We start from the raw sequence: 17495 nt of genomic DNA, 5'->3' as shown, positions 1-17495 counted from the left end.
CTCGGCCGAGAGGACCGCTAGGGTTTCGGGGTGCCAGCAGAACCAGTCGCACCGCCCGCCGTCACCGAGGACGATCCCGGCGGCCGGGCGGTCCGTCGGTTGGTGGCGGTGGTGGCGCTGCTCGCCGTGCTGCCGGCGCTCTACCTGCCCGGCCTGGTCCACAACTTCTTCGACCTGAAGATCTACATGTCCGCGATGGACTGGTGGACGGCGGGTCACCCGCTCTACGACTACGTCCAGCCGGATCGGGTGCAGGGCGAGCTGTACTTCACGTATCCGCCGTTCAGCGCGCTGCTGCTCTGGCCGTTCGGCCTGCTGCGGCTCGGCGTCACCGTGACGATCTTCACGGCGCTCACGGTGCTGGCCGTGGTGGTGACCACCCGCTGGCTGGTCCTGCCGGTGATCGCCCGGCACGGCCTGCCACGGTCGTTCACACTGATCGTCGCCGTGCTGCTGGTGATGGCCGTGGAGAGCACCCGCGAGACGATCACCTTCGGGCAGATCAACATGCTGCTTGTCGTGCTGATCCTGGCCGACCTGCTGTTCGCCGTACCGCAGGCGAGGCGCTGGGCCGGGGTCGGGGTGGGGCTGGCGACGGCCCTCAAGCTCTTTCCCGGCATCTTCATCGTCTATCTGCTGGCCACCCGGCGGTGGCGGGCCGCAGCCGTGGCGAGCGCGATCGCCGCTGCGGCGACCCTGCTCGCGGCGGCGATCGCGCCGGGCGACTCGTGGCGGTTCTGGACGCGGGAGTTGTGGGACAACGACCGGGTGGGTCGCACCGACTACGTCGGCAACCAGTCGCTGTTCGGTCTGCTCAGCCGGTTCACCGCGCCGGAGAAGCCGGACCGGCTGCTGTGGCTGCTGCTGGTGGCAGTGGTGGCCGGCTACGGGCTGTGGCGGGCGGCCCGCGCCGCTCGCGCCGGTGACCTGTTGGCGGGCCTGACCCTGACCGGGTTGGTGGGCGCGCTGGTCAGCCCGATCACCTGGACCCACCACATCTTCTGGTTCGTGCCGGCGGTAATCCTGCTCCTGGACGCGGCGTTGAGCGCCGACCGACCGGACGAGATACGCCGGCGTGGGTGGTTGGCCGGGCTCGCGCTTGTCACCACCGCAGTCATCGTCTACGGCGTGGTGACGTTCCAGAAGTGGGGGACGGACCCGGTCCGTACCCACGACCCGGTGGACTTCGTCACGCAGAACACCTACGTGCTGCTGTGCCTGCTGCTGCTCGTGGCCCTGCCGGTGCGCGCGGTCCGCACGACCCGGCCCGTGGAAAAGTCGCACCAAATGGACAGGACTCCCCACTAGCCGCTATCGGCGCTAATCTGGTCACACCTACCTCAAGCGTCGCTCGGGTAGCACCGATCCCCCGGTGAAGGCGGCCCTCCGCGTCGGCAGCGCGGAGGGCCACTCGCCGTTCAGTCCACTGGCGCCGTTCAGTCCACTGGCGCCGGCCGGGCCGTCGGCTCCACGGTGGCCGGAGGCCAGGCCAGGCTCAACGTCACCTCCGGCGGGCGGGGCGACCCGGCGGGCGGATCCAGGTCGGCGAGGGTGGCAGGTCGGGCCGGTTGGGCGCCGATCGCCGACCGGGGTCGTCCACCCGCACCGGAGCCGACCGGGACGAGTTGCCGAACGCTCGGCAACGACGGGGCGACGTCGACCGGCCCGACAGCACCCAGGCCGCTCAGCGAGCTGACCCCGAGCCGGCCGGCGAGCACCGGCACCTGGTCCGGTTCGACCACGAAGACCACCTCGCGCGGACGCGGTGGACGCAGCAGGAGCAGCACCGCGCCCACCACCAGCAGCACCCCCGCCGCCAGCAGACCCCAGGTGGCCGGGCCGACCCATCCCGCCCGCAGTTCGGCGCGCAGGTCCAGGGTCAGGTCCGCCCCGCCGTCCGGGCGCATCACCACGAGACTCATCGGCTCGCCGGTCAGGTCGGCGGCGCTCCACTGCAGCGAGCCGATGCCCTCACGCGCCCAGAACGTGTGCCCCAGCGGCGCAACCGCAGCCGCCCCGGCGACTGCCGAGCCGGCCGGGTCCGTGCGGACCGGCAGCGGGCCCCGGGCCAGCGCCACCCGGCGCACCGAGGCGTACGGCACGGGCTCCAGCCATCGGCGTACCTCGGCGGTGGGCGCCAGGCCCACGAAGGCCGGGCCGTCGGACGTACGGGCGTCGAGCCGGATCTGGGTCTGCGCGCCGCGCGTGAACGGTGCCTCCTGCCGCAGCAGGCGTTCGAGGTCGGTCACCACGACCGCGTGGCCGGGCGTACGGACCGTCTCGAACGAAGCGGTGAAGGCACCGCCGGGGTCGGCGTGCCGGGTCACCAGCCAGAGCCCACCACCGACGAAGAGCGCCGGAATCCCCACGACCAACAGCAGCACTCCGGCGATCCCCCGCACGAAACGCATTCGCACCGTCCCCCTCCGTAGCCAGATACCCGGCAGACCTTACCGACGTAAGCGGCCTGATCAGGGGATATCCACGGCACGGTTGGTGCCGGTCCGGCGAGAAGCGCGCTGGCCCGCCGGAAACGAACTCCGGCGGGCCAGCGGGTGAGCGACGGGTCAGGACTTGGCGGCCGGCTCCCGGCGGGTCCGGGCGAACGCGAGGCCGCCCAGCACCAGGCCGGCCAGGCCGGCGACGAGACCGGCGACGCCGAGGCCGATCGCGGCGCCCTCGCCCTCGTCGTCGTCATCGTCGGACGCGACGGCCGACGCGGCGGGTGCGGCCGACGCCGACGCCGACGGTGCCGACGCCGGGGTGAGGGTGAGCACCGGCGCCGGGTGATCCGGCTCCTCGCCGCCCGCCGCCGGCTCGTCGATCCAGCGCGAGATGTTGCCGTCCGAGTACGTCTGGAGGGTCTTGAAGACCATCGACTCGACCTGCGGCAGTGGCCCCATCGAGACGGGGAACTCCTGGAACTGGCCCGGCTTGATCCCCGCGTCGCCGGTGGCCGTCCAGGTCAGCTTGGACACCGCCTCCGTGATCGGGCTGCCGTGCACCTCGATCGGCGGGTCCACCTTGCGCTTCTCCACGGCCACCGTCCAGCCGGGCACCGGCATTGTCGACACCGAGCCGACCGGCGCGTTCTCCGGCAGCACCACCTCCAGCTTGACTGTCGACGCGGTGTCGCTCTCGTTGGGCACCCGGAACGCCACACGGGCGTAGCCGCCCTGGGTCGCCTCCTTCGGGTTCACCGTGACGTGGGCCGACGCCGGCCCGGCGAAGCCGAGCACGGCGGTGGCGACGGCGGCGAACGCCAGGACGGCAGCGGCGGATGCGGTACGCCGGAGACGGGTCATGGGCTTGGTGAACCTCTCTAACGGATGGGCACGGTGGCGGTCACCGTGGCCTGGTCGATGTCGGACGTACGGACGGTGATCTTCAGTTGCCACTCGCCGGCGGCCGGCATGCTGATGTCGCCATAGGCGTGGTTGTCCGTCAGCGGCAGCAGCGGGACCTCGATCGGCTCGATCCCGGCCGAGGGCAGCGCGGCGGTCGCCCGCCACTCCGCGACCTTCTGCGGCTGGTTGTCCTTGGTGTACGCGTACAGGTGCATCGAGTTGTTGCCCCGCTCGGCCGGGTCCAGCTCGACCTGGAGGGTGAACAGCGAGCTGGACAGCGTGGCGGTGAAGAGCCCGGCCTGGGTGCCGGACGGCTCGGACACGGCGGTCCGGGCGGGCGTGGTCTGCACGAGGGTCGCCGACAGGCCCAGCACCACGACGGTGACCGCCAACTCCACAAGGACCGCGCGGCGCACCGGCACCGGCTGCTGCGCCGCGGTGCGCCGCCGCACCAACTGCCGGGAGTACGCGGCAACGGCGATCACCACAGCGAACAGCCCGATCTTGGCGAGCAGCAGCCGCCCGTACGTGGTGGAGAACAGGGCGTCCAGGTTGCCCACCTCGATCAGCGCCTGGACGATGCCGCCCAGCAGCAGGGCCGAGACGGCGAGGGCTGCCCAGCGCGACCAGATCGGCAGGATCGCACCCAACTCCCGCTCGTCGGCCTGCCGCAGCAGGAAGACGGCGAGCATCAGCAGGCCACCCAGCCAGACCGACATGCTGCCCAGGTGCACCGCGTCGACCACCACGGAGACCGCCGGCGCCGGGGAGGCCGCCGGGTGCCCGGCCAGCGGCCAGGTCAGCAGGGCGGCGCCACCGAGCACCGCCAGGATGATCGCGTCGGTCCGGCCGACCGGCCCGCTCAGCAGCGGCCGCAGCAGGAACGCCGCCGCCGCCAGCAGACCGAGCCGCACCAGGTGGGCGGCGCCGAAGGTGCTGCCGAACACGCTGCCGAACCCCTCGCCGGTCACCTCGAACAGGCCGCCACCTGCGGTGTAGGGCACCTGCAACCACAGGTCGGCGAGGGTGGCGACGGCGATCAGACCGAGACCGGTCCAGGCCAGCCGGGTCGGCCCCCGCCGGGACAGCCGGCGCGGCCACAGCGCGGCGAGCACCAGTACCGGCCCGACCAGCAGCACCAGACCGGCGTAGCCGAGGAAACGGGCCACCTTCACGGCGTTGCCCACCACCGGGTCGGCGCGACTGTCGACCCCGGAGTCGACAGGCGCCGCCGACGGCGCGCCCACCGAGTAGGTGAAGGCACCGGAGACCGGGTGGCTGTCGGCGGAGATCACCCGGAAACTCACCAGGTAGGTGCCACGCTCACCGGCCGGATCCACCGGGATCGTCACCACCCCGCCGTCGAAGGACGGCTCACCCCTGTCGGCCCGGGAGCCGTCCGGCGCGATGACCCGGATCTTGCCGGGAACCTTGCGGACCGACTCGCTGAACGTGAGCACCACCTCGGCCGGCCCACTCGGCACCACCGAAGAGGCGGCCGGGCTGGTGCGGGACAGCACCGCGTGGGCGCTGGCCGGGGTGGCTGGCGCAATCAACAGGGCGACGGCAGTGACCAGGAGGCCGGCGGCGACGGCCAGCCGAGCGATCCAGCGGCGAGGGGCGACAGTCATGCCGGCCATGGTCGCCGACGGACCGGGGTGTCGGCGACCCGAGTCGGGCAGGCGGCTCAATTGCGCTCAGCCGCCAGCGCCGCGCGTACGGCATCGCGTGTCATGCGCAGGTAGTCGGCGCCAGTCGGGAAAAAGTTCCCGACGTGGTGCAGACCATCCACGGGTCGAAGGACCCTAACGGCACGCCGGGCGCCGCGTAACCTGGTTTTTCGTGATCCCCGTCCCGCGTGACTTCGGTGTCGGTCCGGCCGGTGACCCCGCCCGGGACGAGGCCACCGAGTGGGCGCTGACCGCCCGCGACGGCGACCCGGCCGCTCAGGCCGCGTTCGTCCGGCTGACCCAGGCCGAGGTCTGGCGGTTCGCCGCCGCACTGGTGAGCCCGGACACCGCCGACGACCTCACCCAGGAGACGTACCTGCGGGCGTTCCGTGCCCTGCCGGCGTTCGAGGGTCGCTCCAGCGCCCGCACCTGGCTGCTCGGCATCGCCCGGCGGGCCTGCGCCGACCACCTCCGCACGGTGATCCGTCGCCGCCGCCTCGACGAGCGGCTGGCCGTCAACGCGCACACCGACCAACCGCATCCGGACCCGGCCGGGCAACTCGGCGCCACCGACCTCGTGCGCCGGTTGAGCCCCGAGCGACGCGCGGCGTTCGTGCTCACCCAACTGCACGGCCTGTCGTACGCCGAGGCCGCCGCCGTCGAAGGGGTGCCGGTGGGCACCATCCGCTCCCGGGTCGCCCGGGCCCGTGACGAACTCGTCCAGGCGGTCGGCGACGCCCTCACCGGCTGAGCCCGGAACTTCCGGCGGAGACGGGACGACAAATGACAGTGACAGCACCCCCCACCCGGGCCGGCCGTTGGGCGCTCGTGCGGCAGTGGCTCGGCATCGCGGCCCGGCTCGGCCTCGCCGCCGTCTGGTTGGTCGCCGGCGCGTCGAAGGTCGGCGACCTGGCCGCCTCCGGCCGGGCCGTGAACGCCTACCAGGTGATGCCGTACGACGTGGCGACCGTGATCGGCGCCGCACTGCCCTTCGTCGAGCTGGCCCTGGGCGTGCTGCTGCTGCTCGGGCTGGCCACCCGGCTCAGTGCGGCTGTCTCCGCGGCCCTGCTTGTGGTCTTCATCGTGGGCATCGCCTCGGCGTGGACGCGGGGCCTGGCCATCGACTGCGGCTGCTTCGGCAGCGGTGGGCAGCTCGCCGAGGGACAGGCACCCAGTTACCTCCCGGAGATCCTGCGGGACCTGGGATTCTTGGTTATGGCCGGATTTTTGCTGATCTGGCCGCGTACGCCCGTCTCGGTGGACGGGTGGCTGTCCGCCGAACCGGACGTGGAGGACGAAGATGAGTAGTCGCAAAGGACAGCGGGACGCGGCCCGGGTCGTCCGCCAACAACTGGCCCGCGAACGACGCCGCCGCCGCACCATCTGGATCTCCGCCGCCGCCGTCGCCGTGCTGGTGATCGCCGGCCTGATCGGATGGGCCGCCCTGTCCAGCCAACAGTCGGACGACTTCACCACACCGCCCGGCGCCAACGCCGACGGCACCGGCATCGTCACCGGCGGCGGACCGGTCACCGTCGACGTCTACGAGGACTTCCTCTGCCCGGCCTGCAACCAGTTCGAACAGACCAGCGGGTCGACCCTTGAGCAACTGGCCGCCGAGAACAAGGCGAAAATCGTCTACCACCCCGTCGCGTACCTCAACCGCTTCTCCACCACCGCGTACTCCACCCGCTCGTCGGCCGCCTCCGGCTGCGCCGCCGCCGGCGGCAGATTCCACGAGTACGCCAAGGCGCTCTTCGCCAAGCAGCCACCGGAGGGCAGTGCCGGGCTCAGCGACGACGAGTTGATCGACATCGGCGCCGGCGTGGGCCTCGACCGGGCCTCGTTCGGCAGTTGCGTCAAGGACGGGACGTACAAGACGTGGACCGAGCACGTCACCGAGGAGGCCAGCCGCGACAACATCACCAGCACGCCGACCATCCTGGTCAACGGTCAGCCGCTCGCCGACCGTAGCCCGCAGGGCCTCACCGCAGCCGTGGCGGCGGCCGGCAAGTGATCCGTACCCTGCTGGCCCGAGCCGGCCTGGTCGCCACCGCCGCCTGCGCGGCGACCCTGCTCACCGCGGCGCCCGCCGCGGCGCACGGCGCGGACGCCCCGGACGGCACCGACTACCGCACACGCGTCACAGGCGTCACGCCCGCCCGGCCCGGTCTGGAGGTACGGGTGATCGAGGCGGGCGCCCGACTGGAGTTGACAAACCACACCGGCCGCCCGATCGAGGTGATCGGCTACTCCGGCGAGCCGTACCTGCGGGTCGGCCCGGACGGCGTCTACGAGAACAGCCGCTCCCCCGCCACATACCTCAACCGCACCCTCGCCGGGGACACCACCCTTCCCGCCGACGCCGACCCGGCAGCCCCGCCCTCCTGGCGACGCGTCGACGACGGCACCACAGTGCGCTGGCACGACCAGCGGGCGCTCTGGCAGGAGTCGTCACCCCCGGCAGCCGTACGCGCCGCGCCCGACCGCGAACACCGCGTCCGGGACTGGACGATCCCGCTACGCGACGGCGCCGACCCCGCGACGATCGGCGGCACGCTGGACTGGGTGCCACCGCCGGACGCGTACACCTGGTGGGCGGTGACAATCGTGGGGGCGCTCGCGGTGGGGGCGCTCGGCCTGCTCGCCGCCGCCGCGCCCGCCGGCGCCCGAGGACTTGCCGCGCTGGGCGGGCTGCTGATCGTCGGCGGCGCGGTCGCCGTGGTGTACCCGGTAGGGCGGGAACTGGACGCCGGCGCCCAGGGCGTGGGCGGGGTCCTCGTCGGGCTGCTGGGCGGGCAGCTCTGGTCACTGCTCACCGGCCTCGGCGCGCTCGCCGCCGGAGCGTACGCGCTGACCCGCCGCCCAGCCGCCGACTTCGCGGTGGCGCTGGCCGGCGCCTGCCTTGCCCTCTTCGCCGGGGTGACGAACGCGGCCGTGTTCGCCCGATCCATCGCCCCGGTCCCCTGGCCCGCCGAGATCGCCCGAATCATGATCGCCGTGGCTCTGATAACCGGCGCCGGAGCAACCGCCGCCGGCGTCCTACGCCTACACGCCGCCTCCAGAACCTCAGCCCGAACCCGAACCCGGACCTGACCCCACCCGCACGCCCGCGCCCATCCCGCACGCCCGCGCCCCGCGGTCACCCCGCGCGCCGCGCGCCGCGCGCCGCGCGCCGCGCGCCGCGCGCCGCGCGCCGCGCGCCGCGTGATCTTGCCCGCGCTCCGGCCCCGCGCGCGCTCCGGCCCATACTCCTCCCGCGATCTTGCACTTTCTGCCCCCGCATTTAGCGCGAAAGCCGCATAAGGGCGACCGAAAGTGCAAGATCGCGGGAGGGCGGGCGGGGAGGGTCGGGAGGGCTGCGGGAGGGAGGGTTGGGGCGCGCGGGGCAGGGTGGGGTTAGGGGCGTGGGTGGGGGGTTGGGGTGAAGCCGTGGGGGAGTTCCAGGCGGTGGCGGGCCAGCAGGGCCTGGTCGCTCAGCAGGGCCGGGGTCGGGGCGTCGGCGACGATCCGGCCGCCGTCCAGGATCACTGAGCGTTCGCACAACTCCGCCGCGTAGGGCAGGTCGTGGGTGACCATCAGCAGGGTCACCGGCAGGCCGCGCAGGATCTCGGCCAGCTCGCGTCGGGCGGCCGGGTCCAGGTTCGACGACGGCTCGTCAAGCACCAGGATCTCCGGGTGCATGGCGAGCACTGTCGCCACCGCCACCCGGCGGCGCTGCCCGAAGGACAGGTGCTGCGGCGCCCGGTCCCGGTGCTCGCTCATCCCGACGGCGGCGAGCGCCTCGTCCACCCGGGCGGCCAGCTCTGCCCCGCGCAGGCCCAGATTGGCCGGCCCGAACGCCACATCCTCGGCCACCGTTGGCAGGAAGAGCTGGTCATCCGGGTCCTGGAAGACGATGCCCACCCGGCGGCGCACCTCGGACAGGGTCGCCCGGTCCGGTGTGACTGTCAGCCCGCCGACGCTCACGCTGCCCTGCGTAGGGGTGAGGATGCCGTTGAGGTGCAGCACCAGCGTGGTCTTGCCGGCGCCGTTGGGCCCCAACAACGCCACCCGGTCGCCGCGCGGCACCGTCAGGTCCACCCCGTGCAGGGCCACGTGCCCATCGGGGTACGCGTACCGAACGCCACGAACGTCAAGCGAGACAGCGGTAGGCACAGCTCCGATCATGTCAGCACGACGGCGGCGGCGGCGATGGAGGCCGCCACCACCGGCACGGTCGCCGCGACCAGCCACTGGCCTGCGGTCGCCGCGCCGTCGCCCTGCCACACGGCAGGCATCCGCCCGGTGTAGCCCCGGGACAGCATCGCCAGGTAGACCCGCTCGCCGCGTTCGAACGCCCGCAGGAACAGCGCACCGATCCCGGCGGCGAAGCCGCGCAGCTGCCACAGGAAGCGCGGGTCGTCACCCCGCGAGACACGGGCCACGCGCATCCGCCGCGCCTCGCCGACAAGCACGTCCAGGTACCGCAGCATGAACGTGGCGATCTGGGTGAACACCTGCGGGCAGTGCAGCCGGTCCAATCCGACGATCAGGTCACGGGTGGTGGTGGTCGCGGCGAGCAGCAGCGAAACGAGGACACCGAGCGTGCCCTTGGCCAGGATGTTCCACGCCCCGTACAGCCCGTCCTCGGACAGCCGCAGCCCCAGCACCTCGACCCGCTCACCGGCGCCGAGGAACGGCAGCGCCACGGCGAACAGCACGAACGGCACCTCGATCAACGCCCGGGTCAGCAGCCAGCGCGGCCCCACCCGGGCCAGCGCGGCCACCGCCACCACCAGCACGGCGTACGCGCCGAACGCCCAGAACGCCTCGCGCGGGGTGGCCACCACGGCGACCGTGAAGACCACCATCGCCACGATCTTGACCTCGGGCGGGAGCCGGTGCACTGGCGAGTCCGACTCGCGGTACAACACGTGCCCGTGACCGGCGCCCATCCGCGTACCCCCTGATCAGCCGGCGGTGCCGACGTGGCGTCGGTCGTCGGCGGACCCGGCGTCGCCCTCGGCGGGCGTCGTCGCGTCGCCGTCGGCCGGCGTGGTGCCCCGGCGGCGCAGCAACCAGAAGCCGCCGGCGCCGATCGCAAAGGTCACCAGCACCCCGAGCACCCCGGACAGGCCCGTCGAGACGAAGCTGTTCTCCACACCCCGGACGCCGTAGTCGGCGAGCGGGCTGTCGCCCAACTCGTGCTCCCGGGCCTGCTGCGCGGGGCAACTGCCGCCGACGATGTTGTCGTCGGCGTCGACGGTGCAGCCCTTGAGCAGGGAGGAGTCCAACCCGTCCGGGTGGGACGAGGCGTAGTTGCTCACGACACCGGCGAGCAGCAGCGCGACAAGCAGGCCGCCGGCCAGAAAGACCCAGGAACGGTTCTTCATCGGACACTTCCGGCGACCGGGACGGTGGGGGCGGCGGGGGTGCGCAGCGAACGCAGCGCGTACACCAGGTCGGGGCGCACCTTCGCCACGGTGAGAACGGTGGTCGCGGTGATCAGGCCCTCGCCGATGCCGATCAGCACGTGGGCGCCGGCCATCGTGCCGGCCAGGCCGGCGAGGTTGCCGCCGAGGTCGGTGGTGCCACCCAGCCAGTACTGCAGGACGAAGCCCTGCGACGCGACGACCACGCTGACAAGCGCCGCGACGAACGCGGTCACGGCCAGGCCGGCCCGCGTGCGCGGCAGCACCCGCAACAGAACCGAGATCAGCAGGTACGCCGCGGCCGTGCCGAGCAGCGCCATGTTGGTGATGTTGAGGCCGAGCATCGCCACGCCACCGTCACCGAAGATCAACGCCTGCACGACGAGCACCACCGCCACGCAGAGCGCGCCGACCCACGGCCCGACGAGCATCGCGGCGAGCGCGCCGCCGAGCAGGTGACCACTCACGCCGGCCGTGAAGATCGGAAAGTTGAGCATCTGTACGGCGAAGATGAACGCCGCCACCAGGCCGGCCATCGGGGCGAGCCGGTCGTCCAGATCCCGCCGCCCGCGCAGGACGCAGACGGTGAGCGCGGCGAGCGCCAGTGCCGCGAAGACCGCCGCCACGGGACCATTGATGATCCCGTTCGAGATGTGCATCGCAAGCGTTTCCACGCGACCTCCCACGCGTCAGCGGACCCCGTCCCGGGCCGGCGGGGTCAGCCTATTTCCTGGGAGTTGTTGTTGCCAGAGTCTTGCAACAACGCATGCTGTTGTTCACCTCTCGTTGCCGCGCGGCGGTGGCGGCGACGATCAGCTCCCCGGCGGTAGGGTCGGGCCATGACCGCGCCCGACCGCCTCTCCCCCGGTGACCCCGCACCCGAATTCACCCTCCCCACCGACACCGGCGACCAGCTCTCCCTGGCCGACCTGCGCGGCCGCAAGGTGGTCCTGTACGCCTACCCGGCGGCGATGACCCCCGGCTGCACCAAGCAGGCCTGCGACTTCCGCGACTCGCTCGCCTCGCTCCAGGCCGCCGGCTACGAGGTGGTGGGCATCTCCCCGGACAAGCCGGCGAAGCTGGCGAAGTTCCGCGAGCGCGACGCCATCACCTTCCCGCTGGTGTCGGACGAGGACAAGGCCGTCCTCATCGCCTACGGCGCGTACGGCGAGAAGCAGCTCTACGGCAAGACCGTGACCGGCGTGATCCGCTCGACCTTCATCATCGACGCCGACGGCAAGATCGAACGCGCGCTCTACAACGTCAAGGCCACCGGGCACGTCGCCAAGCTCCGCCGCGACCTCGGCCTGGACTGACCTGTCACACCGGATCGCTACCGTGCGTCAGTGGTCCGATACAAGTACACGCCTGAGGCGCTCGCCGAGGCAGCCGCCGCCGCGCGCAACATCACCGAGGTGATGCGGCTGCTCGGCGTACGCGTCAGCGGCGGCTCGCACGCGCACATCAGCCGCCAGCTCAAACGCTTCGGCATCGACACGTCGCACTTCACGGGCCAGGCGCACAACCGGGGCGTGCGATGGCGTCGAATGTCCCCTGCGGAACTGCTGGTGGTGCTACCTGAGGGCTCCCGCCGGATCCCTGGCTTCCGACTCAAGCGCGCCCTGGCGACAATCGGTCTCCCCGAGAACTGCGAGGTGTGCGGTACCGGTTCGACGTGGCAAGGGGGCAAGCTGACGCTGCACGTCGACCACATCAACGGCGATTTCCTCGACAACAGGCCACGCAATCTCCGACTACTGTGCCCCAACTGTCACAGCCAGACATCTACGTATGCCGGCCAGAGACGGCCTGCCCTCGTCGAGCCCGCGGTGGTCTACGATCCTGATGCGGTTACTCCGACCGGCTTCCGCATCGGCAGGCGCTTGCCCGCGCGGCAAGAATGGCCGTGGACCCTGGTGGAGTACCGCGCGAAGGGGCCGTAGCCCAACGGCAGGAGGCATGCGGTTTAGGTCCGCACCAGTGCGGGTTCGAATCCCGTCGGCCCCACCTCATCGCGGCCTGACCAGGCTGCGCGGCTCGACAGGCGTCAGCTGTCGGCCGGGTCACAACCCTGAGCCGATCGGGTGCTTGACCAGCCAGGATTGGCGCCGTGAGTCTGCGTTTCGTCCTCGACCCCGACCTGACCCCGCAGTTGCGCGCCGAGATCGTCGCCCTCTGGGTGGACGTCAGCAACGCCGGTGGGGCCGTCGGTTTCGTACCCCCGGTCACCGCCACCGACGTCCGCACGATCGCCGATCCGACCTTCGCCGGCATCGCCGACGGGCCGGACCGGCTGCTGGTCGGGTACGACGGTGACCGGGTGGTGGCGGTGCTGGTCTTCAGCGACAACCGGTTCCCACTCAAGGCGCACTGGTGTGTGCTGAAGCGGGTGATGGTCCATCCGGACACCCAGGGCACGGGCTACGGATCGGCGCTGATGCGCGAGGCCGCCCGGCTGGGTCGGGAGTTGGGTCACGAGGCGCTGCACCTGACGGTGCGGGACGGGCTGGGGCTGGACGGGTTCTACCGCCGCCTGGGCTACCGCGAGATCGGCCGGCTGCCGGGCGCGCTGCGGGTGGCAGCCGGTGACGACCGGGACGAGATCCTCATGTGGCTCGACCTGACGTCGGCCAACTGACCGCTCAGCCACACCAGCGGGCGGTGGCCCTCGTCGGGCGGGTGGACGGCGTCTCGGCGGGCGGCGTGACCGACGCGTCCGCCTGCGCCACCTCGGCCGGGCGGCGGGCGGGTGTCGGCGTACCGGCGGGTCGGGTGGGGGCCGGGCGGGCCGACGTGGGCGGACGCGTGCTCGCGCGAGCGGTGCCGGGCTCGTACATCCGCACGACGCTTGTCTGCACCTGGCCGGGCGTCATGCGGATGCCGGACACGGTGACCTGGTGGCCGTACACGTCGCTGACCCGCACGCTGAACGGGCCGGGACCGGCACCGGAGGCCAGCAGCCAGTAGTTGTAGTCCTGCCGGGCGGTCGCCCGCCACGGGCCGGTCGTGCCCTGGCGCACCTCGACGGCGCGCAGGGGGTTGCCGTGGTTGCCGACGCGGACGGCGAACCAGAACCGCGACGCGCCCTCCTTGATGCGGAAGGTGAGCGGGCCGGGCAGCGGCGGGTTGACCACGGCACGGTAGGTGACCGGGACGATGCCCTGGACCGGGTCGGCGATCCGGGTGAACGCCTCCCGGGACAGGTCGAGGTGGCCGGGCTCGCACTCCGGGCACTGATCCATGATCAGGACGCGGACGGCGCCCTTCGGGCCTGTGACGTCGAGGAAACCGCCGCAGGCGGCACCTGCGGCGTACTCGGTCGGGCCGAGCGCGACGTAGAGCCGGTTGGCCGGGGCTGCCGGGTTCGAGCAGTTGCCGCCGCCGCCGTTGGAGTCGTAGAAGGTGGCCTTGCCGCTGTGCGTGGCGGTGCCGGTGGGCGGTGCGGCGGCGAGGGTCCGGCCGGCCGCGCAGGCCGGGGTGGAGCCGGAGCGCAGGGCCAGGGTGAGTCCGAGCGCCGCCGCGAGGACTGTGACGCCTGTGGCGACCAGCCAGGGCAGCGGGCCGGGCGCGGACGCGGGCCGGTTGTCCGAAGCAGCGTCCAGGTCGAGTTCGATGTCGACGTCGGTGCTGTCGACACCGCCGGGAGTGCTTCCGTCCGTCACGTCGGCGATGCTGCCGGACCCGTTGACGGCCGGACAAGCCCGCTAAGGCAAAGCTAAGACAGCATCGACGGACGGTGACCGGCGCGTTCCCGCAGCAGACCGGCGGTAAGCGTGGTGAGGCTCTGCAACTCGCCCGCCAGCCCTGGTCGGGCGCGCAGCACGTCCTCCAGGCGGGCCCGCCACAGTCCTGTCTCGACCGACGCGCGGGCGCCGTCGGGGTCGTGCCGGAGTTGGTCCCGGGTCCGGTCGAGCGACTCCTGGCAGGTCGGCCCGAGCAGGTCGCCCACCTGGACGCTGAGCCAGTCGAACAGGTCGTCGTCGTGTGTCGCGCCGACGAGCACCCGGGCCGCGTCCCATGCCACCCGGGGCTGATGCAGGGCCACCATGGCGTCACCTCCAGATTCGACAATCATCGATCGGGGTCGCGAGCGGGGCAAGGCCTGGCAGGTCAGGGTTCGATGACGATGGGATCGTCGACGTGCAGGGGGCCGCTGTCGACAGGCACCAGGTGCAGTCCGAAGAGCAGCTTCTGCCGGACGGTGCGGTAGCGGGCGAGTGTCCGCAGGGGTTCTTTCGCGCGTACCCCGGTCTCCTGGTCGGTGGTGGTGACCACGCACCTGTCGCACGGCCCGGCGGCGCGCAACCGCAGGTCGCCGATACGCAGTGACCGGCCGACCCAGTCGTCCTCGGCCCAGGCCGGCGCCCCGTCGACGACCAGGTTGGGCCGGAACCGGGCCATCGGCACGGCTGGCTCGCCGGCCTCGGCGAGCCAGCCGTTGAGGGCGTGCAGGGAGGCGGCGTTGGCAAGTAGCAGCGGGTAGGCGTCGGCGAAGCTGACCTGGTCGCCGGTGTCGTGGTCGCGCTCGTCGGCGGCCAGGTGCCGGGCCGGCCGGGCCAGCCAGACGAGCCGCACGGGCCGGCCGAGCAGCGCGCCAAGCCAGGCGTCGGCTGCCGGGCCGGCCTGCAGCGCGGGCACCGGGATCTTCCGGCTGCGGAAGGTTCGCACCGGGACCGGGTCGCCGCCGGCCGGCTCGGGCACGTCGAGGTCGGGCTGCCCGTCGGCGCGCAGGGTCAGGCCGCCCGGGTGCACTGTGGCGCGCAGACCGACCAGGCGGGTGGTCTCCCGTTGGGTGACGCCGACGCCGTCGGCGTCCACCACCATCCACCGCCGATCGCCGGCCAGGCCCCACGGCTGCACGAACGCGCCGTCGTGGTCGAGGCGGTGACAGCCCTTGACGGGGTACGTGTGGATCGAGCTCAGCCGCACCCGGCTACCATGCCACGCCGATTCCGTCGCCGGGGTACCAGTGGTTGGCGGGGCTCTCCCGGTAGGCGAGGAACCGTCGCCCGCTGCGTTCGGCGTGCTCGGCGAGCACGTTGGTGCTTGTGACGTTGTCGGTGAGCAGGATCGCGCCGGGGGCGAGTTTCGGTTCGATCGCGTCGAACTCGCGCTTCTCGTGGGCGCGGCTGTGGTCGCTGTCGTGCAGGAACAGGTCGACAGGGCGGTCCAGCGCGCCGATCGACGCGATCGAGTCGCCGATGACCAGGTCGACGACCTCGGACCAGGGTTCGCTGCGGGCCAGGTAGCCGGCCTCGGGGTTGATGTCCAGCGAGGTGACCCGACCCGGGTGGCCCTCCTGCGCGTTGCGCAGCAGGGCGGCGGCCAGCACGCAGGTGCCGAGTCCCTTGTCGACGCCTGTCTCGACGATGTGCGTGGGACGGGTGGCGCGGACGATCGCGTACCAGCCGATCCGGCGGGCGTAGCGGACGTGCCGGTCGGCGAGCCCGCGCCGGGCGGCGCCCGCGGTGGCCCGCTCGATGTGTTGGCGCAGCGCCTGGTCGGACTCGATCTCGTCGAGCCACCCCCGGACCTGACTGACCGGTCGGTCACAGACCACGCTGACGAACCACGCCAGGTGGTTGCGGCTGAGCTTGGTCAACTCGTACGTGTAGTTGTGGTGTTCACGGGAGGTGACCAGCCACCGGGCCGAGACGCGCAGCACCTTGGCGTCATGGCGGGCGACCCGGACGAGCCGCTTGGGAAACGCGGCGACCGGGGCCAGGGGCGTGCGGGCGATGGCCCGTCGGAGCTTCGTTGCGTCCACGGCTGCGTTCATACCAGGTCCAGGCGAACGATGGCGGGGAATGTCATCGATAGATTTCTACGATCATCGCACCAATGGTGGGCGCTCCTGGCTGGACGAGGGTACGCGGGGCGAAAGCTGAATCAGTAGCATCGCCGATATGCCGCGCGCAGACCAGACCGCAGAACTCAACCTCTCGACGAACCCGGAGCCGGCCGTCGGCCGTGGGCAATCAGGCGGCGGCGAGCAGGGCCCTTCCCGGTCGCCTCGGCCCCGCCGCAGGTGGAAGCGGATCGCCCTGATCACCTTCGTGGTCCTGGCGGTGCTCGCTGGCGGCGGCGCTGTCGCGAGTGGCCTGTACGTCCGCTCCATCACGTCCGACATCGAACGGGTCGACGCCTTCGACGGCGTTCCCGAGGACACGCGCCCGCAGCCGGTGGCGGCCGGCGCCATGAACATCATGATCCTGGGCAGCGACTCTCGCGACACCGAGAACACCTCGGGCTCCCGGTCGGACACCATCATCCTGGCCCACCTCCCGAAGGACCGGGCGAGCGCTCAGCTGATCTCCATCCCCCGCGACAGCTGGGTGCACGTGCCCCGGTCGAAGGAGGGCCGCGGCGGCACCGACGCCAAAATCAACGCCGCGTACGCGTGGGGCGGCATCCCCCTGATGGTCCAGACGGTGGAGGAGTTCACGAACGTCCGCATTGACCACGTCGCGATTGTCGACTTCGCGGGCTTCAAGGAGATCGTCGACGCGCTGGGCGGGGTGGAGATCGACGTCGAGCAGAGCTTCACCTCGACCCACTCGCTCAACCCCGATGGTCGCCGCGAGTTCACCAAGGGGCGGCAGACGATGGACGGGGCCGCCGCTCTGGACTACGCCCGCGAGCGTTACGCCTTCGCCAACGGCGACTTCACCCGCATCAAGCACCAGCAGCAGGTCATCAAGGCCATTCTAGACAAGGCGGCGTCCGGCGGCACGCTCAGCAATCCCGCCAAGCTGAACTCGTTCGTAAAGGCCACCGCCAATTCGGTGGCGGTCGACCGCTCACTGTCCCTGGTGGACCTGGCGATGGAGCTTCGTCATCTCCGGGGCGGCAACCTCGGGTTCTACACCTGCCCCACCAAGGGGACCGGTCGAGTCGGCACGGAAAGCGTCGTGCTCGTGGACAAGGGCAAGGCACAGCGCGTATTCGACGCGGTCCGTCGCGATTCGGTCGCCGACATTGCGTCGGCCGCAAAGTAGGAGACAGGATTGCCGTGCCGGCTCTGGTGGTGCAACTGACGCGGCCGTAACCTGCGATCGCCCCCT

The 17495-nt window shown here is 72.0% G+C and carries 19 protein-coding genes, 1 tRNA gene and 1 pseudogene; 10 read left to right on the top strand and 11 right to left on the bottom strand.

The window, feature by feature from the left end:
* The first annotated feature begins 30 nt into the window (after positions 1-30).
* Entirely contained in the window at positions 31-1308 is a 1278-nt protein-coding gene (locus ACFY2Q_RS07005) for a glycosyltransferase family 87 protein (protein WP_387128237.1), read from the top strand.
* A gap of 128 nt (positions 1309-1436) precedes the next feature.
* Here ACFY2Q_RS07005 and ACFY2Q_RS07000 read toward each other — a convergent pair.
* The 3 genes and pseudogenes from ACFY2Q_RS07000 to ACFY2Q_RS06990 form a co-directional block, all read right to left on the bottom strand.
* Positions 1437-1892 (bottom strand): annotated as a pseudogene (locus ACFY2Q_RS07000) (hypothetical protein); the annotation flags it as partial.
* A gap of 675 nt (positions 1893-2567) precedes the next feature.
* Positions 2568-3305: a YcnI family protein gene (locus tag ACFY2Q_RS06995; RefSeq protein WP_387128236.1), complete on the bottom strand. Its 738-nt coding sequence runs from the start codon at positions 3303-3305 to the stop codon at positions 2568-2570.
* Between the two features lie 17 nt (positions 3306-3322).
* Complete coding sequence (locus ACFY2Q_RS06990) at positions 3323-4987, bottom strand: copper resistance CopC/CopD family protein (protein ID WP_387128235.1); 1665 nt, start codon at positions 4985-4987, stop codon at positions 3323-3325.
* Positions 4988-5189: 202 nt separating this feature from the next.
* Between ACFY2Q_RS06990 and ACFY2Q_RS06985 the strand changes: the two genes are divergently transcribed.
* Genes ACFY2Q_RS06985 through ACFY2Q_RS06970 form a run of 4 tightly spaced genes read left to right on the top strand, consistent with a single transcriptional unit; the run spans position 5190 to position 8113 of the window.
* Positions 5190-5768: a sigma-70 family RNA polymerase sigma factor gene (locus ACFY2Q_RS06985; protein ID WP_387128234.1), complete on the top strand. Its 579-nt coding sequence runs from the start codon at positions 5190-5192 to the stop codon at positions 5766-5768.
* Positions 5769-5800: 32 nt separating this feature from the next.
* Positions 5801-6325 carry a MauE/DoxX family redox-associated membrane protein gene (locus ACFY2Q_RS06980; protein WP_387128233.1) on the top strand — a complete coding sequence of 175 codons (525 nt, stop codon included), beginning with the start codon at positions 5801-5803 and terminating at the stop codon, positions 6323-6325.
* Positions 6318-7034 carry a DsbA family protein gene (locus tag ACFY2Q_RS06975; protein ID WP_387128232.1) on the top strand — a complete coding sequence of 239 codons (717 nt, stop codon included), beginning with the start codon at positions 6318-6320 and terminating at the stop codon, positions 7032-7034. Before ACFY2Q_RS06980 ends, ACFY2Q_RS06975 begins: the two co-directional genes overlap by 8 nt.
* Positions 7031-8113, top strand: a complete 1083-nt coding sequence (locus tag ACFY2Q_RS06970) for a hypothetical protein (protein WP_387128231.1) — start codon at positions 7031-7033, stop codon at positions 8111-8113. Before ACFY2Q_RS06975 ends, ACFY2Q_RS06970 begins: the two co-directional genes overlap by 4 nt.
* A gap of 303 nt (positions 8114-8416) precedes the next feature.
* Here ACFY2Q_RS06970 and ACFY2Q_RS06965 read toward each other — a convergent pair whose 3' ends face one another.
* Genes ACFY2Q_RS06965 through ACFY2Q_RS06950 form a run of 4 tightly spaced genes read right to left on the bottom strand, consistent with a single transcriptional unit; the run spans position 8417 to position 11105 of the window.
* Positions 8417-9187, bottom strand: a complete 771-nt coding sequence (locus ACFY2Q_RS06965; RefSeq protein ID WP_387128230.1) for an energy-coupling factor ABC transporter ATP-binding protein — start codon at positions 9185-9187, stop codon at positions 8417-8419.
* The gene (gene cbiQ, locus ACFY2Q_RS06960; RefSeq protein WP_387128229.1) at positions 9184-9954 is read right to left on the bottom strand and encodes a cobalt ECF transporter T component CbiQ; all 771 of its coding nucleotides are present in this window, start codon (positions 9952-9954) and stop codon (positions 9184-9186) included. Before cbiQ ends, ACFY2Q_RS06965 begins: the two co-directional genes overlap by 4 nt.
* A gap of 15 nt (positions 9955-9969) precedes the next feature.
* Complete coding sequence (locus ACFY2Q_RS06955) at positions 9970-10392, bottom strand: PDGLE domain-containing protein (RefSeq protein ID WP_387128228.1); 423 nt, start codon at positions 10390-10392, stop codon at positions 9970-9972.
* Complete coding sequence (locus ACFY2Q_RS06950) at positions 10389-11105, bottom strand: energy-coupling factor ABC transporter permease (protein ID WP_387128227.1); 717 nt, start codon at positions 11103-11105, stop codon at positions 10389-10391. Before ACFY2Q_RS06950 ends, ACFY2Q_RS06955 begins: the two co-directional genes overlap by 4 nt.
* 165 nt (positions 11106-11270) lie before the next feature.
* Here ACFY2Q_RS06950 and bcp point away from each other — a divergent pair, with 165 nt between their 5' ends.
* The 4 genes from bcp to ACFY2Q_RS06930 all read left to right on the top strand — a co-directional run bounded on the left by bcp (position 11271) and on the right by ACFY2Q_RS06930 (position 13069).
* The gene (gene bcp, locus ACFY2Q_RS06945) at positions 11271-11747 is read left to right on the top strand and encodes a thioredoxin-dependent thiol peroxidase (protein WP_387128226.1); all 477 of its coding nucleotides are present in this window, start codon (positions 11271-11273) and stop codon (positions 11745-11747) included.
* A gap of 30 nt (positions 11748-11777) precedes the next feature.
* Positions 11778-12374 carry an HNH endonuclease gene (locus ACFY2Q_RS06940; RefSeq protein ID WP_306272622.1) on the top strand — a complete coding sequence of 199 codons (597 nt, stop codon included), beginning with the start codon at positions 11778-11780 and terminating at the stop codon, positions 12372-12374.
* Positions 12365-12438, top strand: a tRNA-Leu gene (locus tag ACFY2Q_RS06935). Before ACFY2Q_RS06940 ends, ACFY2Q_RS06935 begins: the two co-directional genes overlap by 10 nt.
* 103 nt (positions 12439-12541) lie before the next feature.
* Entirely contained in the window at positions 12542-13069 is a 528-nt protein-coding gene (locus ACFY2Q_RS06930; protein WP_387128225.1) for a GNAT family N-acetyltransferase, read from the top strand.
* Positions 13070-13073: 4 nt separating this feature from the next.
* Here ACFY2Q_RS06930 and ACFY2Q_RS06925 read toward each other — a convergent pair whose 3' ends face one another.
* The 4 genes from ACFY2Q_RS06925 to ACFY2Q_RS06910 all read right to left on the bottom strand — a co-directional run bounded on the left by ACFY2Q_RS06925 (position 13074) and on the right by ACFY2Q_RS06910 (position 16198).
* On the bottom strand, positions 13074-14093 hold the full coding sequence (locus tag ACFY2Q_RS06925) for an expansin EXLX1 family cellulose-binding protein (protein ID WP_387128224.1): 1020 nt from the start codon (positions 14091-14093) through the stop codon (positions 13074-13076).
* 53 nt (positions 14094-14146) lie between these two features.
* A complete protein-coding gene (locus ACFY2Q_RS06920; protein ID WP_387128223.1) occupies positions 14147-14479 on the bottom strand; it encodes a hypothetical protein in 333 nt (110 codons plus the stop codon).
* Between the two features lie 62 nt (positions 14480-14541).
* On the bottom strand, positions 14542-15360 hold the full coding sequence (locus tag ACFY2Q_RS06915; protein WP_387128222.1) for an MOSC domain-containing protein: 819 nt from the start codon (positions 15358-15360) through the stop codon (positions 14542-14544).
* A 4-nt stretch (positions 15361-15364) separates the two neighbouring features.
* Positions 15365-16198, bottom strand: a complete 834-nt coding sequence (locus ACFY2Q_RS06910) for a class I SAM-dependent methyltransferase (protein WP_387128221.1) — start codon at positions 16196-16198, stop codon at positions 15365-15367.
* A 139-nt stretch (positions 16199-16337) separates the two neighbouring features.
* On the opposite strand from ACFY2Q_RS06910, the gene ACFY2Q_RS06905 reads away from it, so the two are divergent.
* Positions 16338-17429 carry an LCP family protein gene (locus tag ACFY2Q_RS06905; protein ID WP_387128220.1) on the top strand — a complete coding sequence of 364 codons (1092 nt, stop codon included), beginning with the start codon at positions 16338-16340 and terminating at the stop codon, positions 17427-17429.
* The last annotated feature ends 66 nt before the right edge of the window (positions 17430-17495 follow it).

It is taken from the genome of Micromonospora sp. NPDC000316, assembly GCF_042898885.1.
Taxonomy (GTDB): Bacteria; Actinomycetota; Actinomycetes; order Mycobacteriales; family Micromonosporaceae; genus Micromonospora.
The sequence above is the reverse complement of the archived record's forward strand: the minus strand, read 5'-3'. Positions and strand labels throughout refer to the sequence as shown.

What these genes read in the sequence shown, in the direction of transcription:
- ACFY2Q_RS06905 (WP_387128220.1), top strand. Translation starts at nt 16,338, where the DNA reads ATGCCGCGCGCAGACCAGACCGCAGAACTCAACCTCTCGACGAACCCG.
- ACFY2Q_RS06990 (WP_387128235.1), bottom strand. Translation starts at nt 4,987, where the DNA reads ATGGCCGGCATGACTGTCGCCCCTCGCCGCTGGATCGCTCGGCTGGCC.
- ACFY2Q_RS06955 (WP_387128228.1), bottom strand. Translation starts at nt 10,392, where the DNA reads ATGAAGAACCGTTCCTGGGTCTTTCTGGCCGGCGGCCTGCTTGTCGCG.
- ACFY2Q_RS06980 (WP_387128233.1), top strand. Translation starts at nt 5,801, where the DNA reads ATGACAGTGACAGCACCCCCCACCCGGGCCGGCCGTTGGGCGCTCGTG.
- cbiQ (WP_387128229.1), bottom strand. Translation starts at nt 9,954, where the DNA reads ATGGGCGCCGGTCACGGGCACGTGTTGTACCGCGAGTCGGACTCGCCA.
- ACFY2Q_RS06995 (WP_387128236.1), bottom strand. Translation starts at nt 3,305, where the DNA reads ATGACCCGTCTCCGGCGTACCGCATCCGCCGCTGCCGTCCTGGCGTTC.
- bcp (WP_387128226.1), top strand. Translation starts at nt 11,271, where the DNA reads ATGACCGCGCCCGACCGCCTCTCCCCCGGTGACCCCGCACCCGAATTC.
- ACFY2Q_RS06965 (WP_387128230.1), bottom strand. Translation starts at nt 9,187, where the DNA reads ATGATCGGAGCTGTGCCTACCGCTGTCTCGCTTGACGTTCGTGGCGTT.
- ACFY2Q_RS06920 (WP_387128223.1), bottom strand. Translation starts at nt 14,479, where the DNA reads ATGGTGGCCCTGCATCAGCCCCGGGTGGCATGGGACGCGGCCCGGGTG.
- ACFY2Q_RS06975 (WP_387128232.1), top strand. Translation starts at nt 6,318, where the DNA reads ATGAGTAGTCGCAAAGGACAGCGGGACGCGGCCCGGGTCGTCCGCCAA.